Source organism: Peribacillus sp. SRI_006 (assembly GCF_057586375.1).
Map to the genome: position 1 here is coordinate 1 of NZ_JBYCZT010000035.1, position 7,722 is coordinate 7,722.

The window sequence follows — 7,722 nt, forward strand, 5'->3', positions numbered from 1 at the left end:
CGTTAAGAACAAATTATGGAGCCCTGTTATATATATAGAAGCTGTTACATCACCATTGAAAGGGGCTGAAATCGAAAATTGTTCATCCTTTTAAATTTAAACCGTTTCGACTATCGTAACTTAGGATATAAGCGAGATATTAGTACTGCCTGCTTAAACATGGGGAATTAAAATCGATTGCAAATAACTGGATAATTGATATAAATAAGCAGCAGTACATATATTTTAGCTAAAAAGAAATTAATTCAGAAACTGGTAACTAAAAATGTGGGGAATATCAAAATAGAAGGAATCCCTCATAAAGGATAAAACAATTGGTGCCTCTGCAAATAAAAGGTATTCTTCCAACTTGTATGAACACTAACAAATACAAGGCAGGGCTGAACTTTTAAGGTAAATGAGATCCAAAATGAGACCTTCGGAATTTAAAAATAATGAGTATGAGGAATTGCTCTATGGTCATTAAGGACTGCTTCATGAGTTTGACACAATTAAATTAGCGCAGTATAATAATCCAGTAGAACGATATACTAAATAAATTTAACTAATTTACGGTAGCATAAATGTTTTTTCAATACTTTTTTAATCGCTTGCATTTAGTAGAACGATATACTAACAACAAGCACGATTAGTAGAACGATATACTAGTAATGCAATGTTAGTAGAACGATGTACTAACTAGCCGGTTAGTTTATGATGTTTATTGTTTTATTTAGTACGTAATTATTTTTCTTGAATTTATGGTATGGGGCAAGGGGGCAACATCTGAAAGGCTTAAGAATCAAATTGCATTTCGATAACTTTTTAAATAGGGGTGTGTTTCATGAAAAATCCATTTATAAAAATGGCCACAGGTTTATATATTAGCTATTTTATTTTAGGCATGATCAATATTATCATTGGATCAAATATGGAAAATTTGTCAAATCAATTAAATACAAGTGCCTCAGGGATAAGTTACTTGGTCTCTGCCATAGGAATCGGTAAGTTAGTTTCTTTATTTTTCGCCGGTAGACTGTCGGATAAATTAGGAAGGAAACCATTTGTTGTTTCAGCATCTTTTATCTACCTGATCTTCCTTATAGGCATACCTTTGGCTCCTAACTATACATTGGCATTTATATTTGCTGTATGTGCTGGTATTGCCAATTCATTTTTGGATGCAGGTACGTATCCAGCACTTATTGAGGCTTTTCAAAAGAAAGCTGGTTCCGCTACCGTATTAGTAAAAGCGTTCGTTTCAATCGGTGCCGCACTTCTTCCATTTATCATGGCGTTCTTTATAGCTAGAGATATGTTTTACGGGTATACATTCTTCTTAATGGCTGCTGTATATCTTGTTAATGGGTTTTTCCTGCTTAAGGTTTCATTCCCGGATCATAAAGCCCAAAGCCAAACTCGGAATGATGAACAAGCTGTGCCGGTTCAACAGCAATTCCTCTCAAAACCGAAGTTTGCTCAGGAAGGTTTGGCCGTCATACTATTAGGCTTCACATCAACTGCTTTATTCATGTTGGTTCAAGTCTGGCTTCCGAACTTCGGACAAGATGTATTAGGGCTAACCCAAGCTAAGGCTGTTCAATTGCTTAGTTACTATAGTATTGGCTCCCTTATTTCTGTCATTTTACTAGCTGTTCTATTGAATAAAGTAATTAAGCCCATTACCGTCATGATTATCTATCCGGTCATTGCAGCATTATCTTTATTGTCACTCATCTACATCCAGCAACCATTTATAACCGTTTTGAGCGCTTTCTTCATAGGGCTTTCAACTGCAGGGGTATTCCAATTAGCCATGACAATAATCACAGAATTCTTCCCTGCCAATAAAGGTACAATCACTTCATATGTAAACATTGCAGGTAGTTCAGCCTTTATCATCATACCTTTCATTACAGGTATCATTTCCAAGAATGCTGGGTTAACTGCGGTCTTCTTGTTTGATGTGGCAATTGCGGCAATTAGTATTTTGTTGGCCGTTTTCGTTGCCTATCGATACAAGAAGGTAATTAAAGTTTCCAATTAAACGGTCTAACCGAACATCAGTGGGGCATGAACCCTACTGATGATATTGATAAAAGGGGGAAACATCATGCAAACAATCACGATCAAAGACGTAACGATCGGAGAAGGGGTTCCAAAAATCATTGTTCCACTTATGGGGACAACGGAAGAAGAACTGCTTAAAGAAGTTGAAACGGTAAATGCGCTACAGCCGGATATCATTGAATGGCGAGTAGATGTCTTTGAACAAGTCGAAAGCTTAGAAGCCGTTTCGGATATGATTTCAAAACTTAGAAGTGCTGTTCCTAGTACTTTGCTGCTTTTCACTTTTAGAAGCCATAAAGAAGGCGGAAACAAGCAAATCAGCGATGATTATTATTTCGAACTTCTTCATACAGCAATTAAAACGAAGAATATTGATCTTGTCGATGTGGAGTTGTTTTTTGAGGAATCACCAGTGAAGGAGACTGTGAAGGTAGCTGAGGAAAATGGCGTATACGTAGTGATGTGTAACCATGATTTCGATAAGACACCAGCAAAAGAAGAAATCATTTACCGATTGCGTAAGATGCAGGAATTTGGCGCCCATATTCCCAAAATCGCTGTAATGCCCCAAACAATTGGTGACTTACTCGTATTATTAGATGCAACTTACACAATGAAAACAGAGTATGCCGATCGCCCATTCATTACGATGTCAATGTCGGGTACAGGCCTGGTCAGTCGATTATCAGGTGCGGTGTTTGGATCTGCTTGTACATTCGGTGCCGGAAAAGAAGCATCTGCACCAGGGCAAATTCCTGTTACTCAATTAAGAAATGTATTGGAAATCATTGATCAAAATATTTAACTCATAAATCCTTCCAAGAAGGAATTTATATAAAGTTTAAAAAATCAGGGGGAATAGAACATGGAAAATCTAGGACGAATTAATGGGAAAACAGAATTAGTAGGATTGCTTGCAACACCTATCGGACATTCATTATCACCTGCCATGCATAATTTAGCTTTCGATAAATTAGGCTTGAATTGCGCCTATTTAGCATTTGAGGTTGGAAATGAAGAGCTTGAAGATGCAGTCAAAGGGATGCGTGCATTAAATGTAAAAGGATTTAACGTATCCATGCCTAATAAAATGAAGATCCTTCCATATCTTGATGAATTGGCGGACAGTGCTAAATTTTCAGGAGCCGTTAATACTGTTGTCAATGTCGATGGAAAGTTCGTAGGGCACAGCACTGATGGAATGGGATATACCCGGAACCTAAAAGAAAATGGTATTGATATTAAAGGCAAGAAAATGACTCTTATCGGTTCTGGTGGGGCTGCTACTCCAATTGCCATTCAATCTGCGCTGGAAGGTGTGGCGGAAATCAGCATTTTTGCTCGTGATGATGCATTCTTCCCGCAAGCAGAAGAGAATGCACGAATCATCAATGAGGATATGAAGCATTTAAATGTGAAAGCCAATGTATACCCTCTTGAAAATGTTGAACAATTAAAGGCTGAAATCGCAACTAGTGATATTTTGGCAAATGGAACCGGCGTTGGCATGAAACCACTTGAAGGCTTAAGTGTCATTCAAGACGAATCAATGCTGCGTCCAGATTTAATCGTAACCGATGTTGTTTACATCCCACGAAAATCTAAATTAATGGAACAAGCTGAAGCTGTAGGTGCTACAGCTATTAATGGTCTTGGGATGATGCTTTGGCAAGGTGCACTAGCCTTTGAATTATGGACAGGCCAACAAATGCCTGTTGATTTCATCAAAGAGCAATTGTTTGCAGAATAAAATGATTCCACTCTGGAGATTGCTCTCCAAATAGAGGTTTTTTCATACTCGATGTGCATCTTGTTAAATGATTAAAAAAACCTCGGAGCTAAGAAATGCAGGGCGTGAGATCCCTTGTTTTTCTTAGCGTTTTTTTTTGAAAAGTGGTTTTCATGTAAATGGATAACATAAAGGGGAGACTTCAATGTAATTACATTATGCATGAAGGTGTTATATGGGAGAAACACAACGTGATTTATTATAGGGGTGTAATAATGAAAAATCAGTATTTTAAAGCGGCATCTGGCATGTATATTAACTATTTTCTGCTGGGGATGGTTAATATAATTCTCGCCTCCAACATGCCCTCTTTAACAGAACAATGGGATACGGACTCTACTGGCATTAGTTATCTTATTGCAGCAATAGGAATAGGCAGATTACTCACGTATGGTCTCTCGGGAGTATTATCAGATAAATTTGGAAGAAAACCATTAATCATGGTCTCTTCGGTTATAATGGGCGTTTTTTTAATTGGGATTCCATTTTCTCCCTCATATGAAATGGCCTTTGTATTTGCCTTACTTGCGGGAATTTCCAACTCAGCCATGGATGCTGGTACATATCCGGCGCTAACTGAAATGTTTCCTGAATCTGCTGGTTCCGCGAGTGTTATGGTTAAGGCTTTTGGTTCGCTTGGTGCTACAATCCTGCCATTCATCATCTTGTTTCTTACTACGAACCAATTATTTTACGGGTTTGCATTTTTCGTACCGGCTGTCATCTATTTCATGAATATGTTTTTGGTGATGTCCGCTTCATTTCCAAGCAAATCCGAAGCTGTCAGTAAAGAAGAGGATTTGCATAGTAACAGGTTCATAACGGAACCTAAATTTTGGAGCGAAGGAGTCGCACTAATCATAATTGGGTTTACATCAACTGCGTTATTTACAGTTTCGCAAATCTGGTTACCGAGTTTCGGGCAGGAAGTCGCAGGGATGCAATCTTCAAGTGCAATTAAATTATTGAGCTATTATAGTGTGGGGTCACTTATTTCCGTCCTGCTATTATCCATCTTATTAAACAAATGGATTAAGCCCGTGACGGTGATATTGCTTTATCCAATGATTACTTTACTTACGGTTATCATCATATTAACGATTCATTCACCTATTGTCTTAAGTATTAGCTCCTTTTTCCTTGGAGCCTCGACAGCTGGGATCTTTCAATTAACCATTGCAATAATGACTGAACTTTTCTGGAGAAAAAAAGGAACTGTAACAGGGATCGTTGCGACGGCATCCAGTTTGGCGAGCGTCATTTTACCAATTGCAACGGGCTTGATCGCTAAGAGTGGGGATATATCGCATATATTTCTTTTTGATTGCTTTATTGCTACTATAGGAATCCTGGCTGCAGCTTTTGTATATTACCGGTATAAGAAATTGACACAGCAGCAGACCATATTTAACCATGGCTAAAAATATTGAAGGATTTACTTAAAACTCCATCTTCCGGAACTAGGATGGCGTTTTTTTTTGGACTAATGAATAGTGGATATAGATGTTTTGGCGTGATTAATGATCGTTGAGATTCCCATGTTCCAAAAGCAAGGGTGTAATAATGACAGTAACTATATTATTATTATAGTAAGAACATGATAATAATAAGTACATCAAAAATACATTCAAGATGGTGATTGAACTATGAAACAATCCAAAAAAGGGCGGGTCACGCTGCAACAGGTAGCAAAACATGCTGGGGTATCAACATCCACTGCTTCCCTTATCGTTCGCAATAACCCTCGAATATCGGAAGCGACGCGAAAAAAGGTACTAAAATCCATGCATGAATTGGGTTATGTTTACGATAGAATTGCAGCAAACCTAAGGTCGCAGAGTTCTGATACTGTAGGAATCATTATTACCGACATATCAAATACCTTTTTTTCTGAATTCCTGATAGGTGTTCACGATGCATTGGATGAGGTCGGGTATACAGTGTTGCTGGGGACTACATTTGACTCGGTTGCCAAGCAAGATCATCTCCTTTCAACCATGATGGAACACAGGGTGGGTGGCCTGATTCTTTGTCCTGTCTCTGAAAGCTCACAAGATACAATTGAACGGTTAAATGAAATTGACACGCCGATGGTGCTTGCTGTCAGGGAACTGCCTGGAGTGAATAGCGACTATGTAGGCATAGACTATCCAGAAGGAGCCAGGATCGCCGTTGATCATCTCCTTGGAAAGGGGCATAAAAGAATTGCGCTCCTTGGTGGCGTTAAGGAGTCGTCTACTTGGATCGAGAGAATGGAGGGATACCGTGAAGCCCTTTCAAGAGCGGGATTGGAAGTGGATGAATCGTTGGTGATAGATAGTGCCCCTACACGGGAGGGAGGGCTTGAGGCTGTTTTGAAAGTACTTGAGAATCCTAATCCGCCTACCGCAATTTTTTGCTTTAGCGACTTAATTGCCTTTGGTGTTATGCAAGGGTTAATGATGAAAGGAATTACTCCTGGAAAAGATATAGATATCGTTGGGTTCGATAACGTTCCAGTCGCAGAAATCTATCATCCTCCGCTAACGACCATTTCCTCATTCCCTAGACGTATTGGGAAAGAGGCAGCGAATCTCTTGTATCAGCAAATGGAAAAAATAGAACGGGAACAACAGCGAATCATATTGAATCCAGAACTGATTATTAGAGAGTCTTCCTAAAAAAGAAAAATAAAAAGGTGATTAGTTTACAGAGGTTAGGTACCGCTGTGCCCTTTTCATCTTTTCTATTATTCTTTTATTGGGAACATTGATTTACATATCAAAAAGGTTTGCCTTACTTAAGCGGTTCATAAATATCCCAGGCCACTTTCAATGAATCGACTATAAAGTCTGCCACTTCATCAACATCTAGATCATTGGTATTCACTTTTGAATGATGATAGGAGTATATTTCCTGTCTCGTGTAAAAGAGTTCTTCGATTTCTTCAAGGGACCGGCTTTGTAAAACAGGTCTACTATCAATAAGCAAGCCTATTCTCTCTTTCCAGTATTCCCAAGATAAGTCCAGGTAAAAGACAATGCAATTGGTTAAACAGATATTCCGTATATCCTCTTGTAAAAAGGCCCCGCCTCCAACTGAAATGATTTTCAATTGTTGTTGACTTAGGCTTTCAATCACACTTTTTTCTTTTTCGCGAAAAGCTTTTTCCCCAAACTTCTTGAAGATTTCCGTAGTGGGCATATTGAATTCCTTTTCAATTTCTTGATCTATATCAATAAAGTCCCTATATAATTTCCTGGCTACCTTCTGTCCGATCGTCGTCTTCCCTACCCCCATAAAGCCAATAAAAACGATACTTTGCATCCTCAAAGATGTGTTTTTATTAATCATTTATAAATCCCTCTCCCAACTATTTTTTATAATGATTAAAAGTCTTTCCTGAAATTTTTAAAATATATTTATTATAGTATAAGTAAGTAAAATTGTAAAAAAGTTTTTTAATATTTGGACAATGGAACCCTGTGTTTTAGCGGTTTAATGTTTAATAACTTTACCCGGAAGGAGCAATCCGTTTTCAGTATTCGATTGTTGCAACTAATTATTCGTTTCCTCATATATTTAAGTTGTTATTGCCATAACCTATCACTTGCATGGTTTATGGATTTTGCCAAAGGCATTACTTAGTTGAAGGGGAAGCGGTAGTTCAAATGGTTGGGATAAATGATTTTCCTGGATTATATGTTTTAAGAGGAAGACAAGGTGTGACAGGCACATTTATTCCTTATATAAGTGATTAATTCATTTGAAAAGAAAATGTATGAAATGGGTTGACTTAATGGTGGGAAAGGATTAATATAAATAAGCACCAACTAAGACAAACGCAAAACTTCATCGCTTTTGGCAGGTTGCTGAAAGAAATAATAACTATTGACTTCTTACTG

Annotated in this window: 6 protein-coding genes; 5 read left to right on the forward strand and 1 reads right to left on the reverse strand. The window is 38.0% G+C overall.

Annotated features, from left to right (window positions below):
- Positions 1–823: 823 nt before the first annotated feature.
- From AC2YHV_RS27390 to AC2YHV_RS27410, 5 genes are all read left to right on the forward strand, one after another.
- Positions 824–2,026 carry an MFS transporter gene (locus AC2YHV_RS27390; protein WP_057277277.1) on the forward strand — a complete coding sequence of 401 codons (1,203 nt, stop codon included), beginning with the start codon at positions 824–826 and terminating at the stop codon, positions 2,024–2,026.
- A gap of 66 nt (positions 2,027–2,092) precedes the next feature.
- On the forward strand, positions 2,093–2,854 hold the full coding sequence (gene aroD / locus AC2YHV_RS27395; protein ID WP_487374583.1) for a type I 3-dehydroquinate dehydratase: 762 nt from the start codon (positions 2,093–2,095) through the stop codon (positions 2,852–2,854).
- Positions 2,855–2,914: 60 nt separating this feature from the next.
- Positions 2,915–3,799, forward strand: a complete 885-nt coding sequence (locus AC2YHV_RS27400; RefSeq protein WP_057277279.1) for a shikimate dehydrogenase — start codon at positions 2,915–2,917, stop codon at positions 3,797–3,799.
- A gap of 254 nt (positions 3,800–4,053) precedes the next feature.
- Positions 4,054–5,259, forward strand: a complete 1,206-nt coding sequence (locus tag AC2YHV_RS27405; RefSeq protein WP_063577531.1) for an MFS transporter — start codon at positions 4,054–4,056, stop codon at positions 5,257–5,259.
- Between the two features lie 225 nt (positions 5,260–5,484).
- Positions 5,485–6,498, forward strand: a complete 1,014-nt coding sequence (locus tag AC2YHV_RS27410) for a LacI family DNA-binding transcriptional regulator (RefSeq protein ID WP_268565836.1) — start codon at positions 5,485–5,487, stop codon at positions 6,496–6,498.
- Between the two features lie 115 nt (positions 6,499–6,613).
- On the opposite strand, the gene AC2YHV_RS27415 is transcribed toward AC2YHV_RS27410, so the two are convergent.
- A complete protein-coding gene (locus AC2YHV_RS27415; protein ID WP_057277282.1) occupies positions 6,614–7,171 on the reverse strand; it encodes a shikimate kinase in 558 nt (185 codons plus the stop codon).
- Positions 7,172–7,722: the final 551 nt, after the last annotated feature.

Bases quoted from the DNA above. Each gene is read 5' to 3' on its own strand.
- AC2YHV_RS27410 (WP_268565836.1), top strand. From the start codon at position 5,485: ATGAAACAATCCAAAAAAGGGCGGGTCACGCTGCAACAGGTAGCAAAA.
- AC2YHV_RS27415 (WP_057277282.1), bottom strand. From the start codon at position 7,171: ATGATTAATAAAAACACATCTTTGAGGATGCAAAGTATCGTTTTTATT.
- AC2YHV_RS27405 (WP_063577531.1), top strand. From the start codon at position 4,054: ATGAAAAATCAGTATTTTAAAGCGGCATCTGGCATGTATATTAACTAT.
- aroD (WP_487374583.1), top strand. From the start codon at position 2,093: ATGCAAACAATCACGATCAAAGACGTAACGATCGGAGAAGGGGTTCCA.
- AC2YHV_RS27390 (WP_057277277.1), top strand. From the start codon at position 824: ATGAAAAATCCATTTATAAAAATGGCCACAGGTTTATATATTAGCTAT.
- AC2YHV_RS27400 (WP_057277279.1), top strand. From the start codon at position 2,915: ATGGAAAATCTAGGACGAATTAATGGGAAAACAGAATTAGTAGGATTG.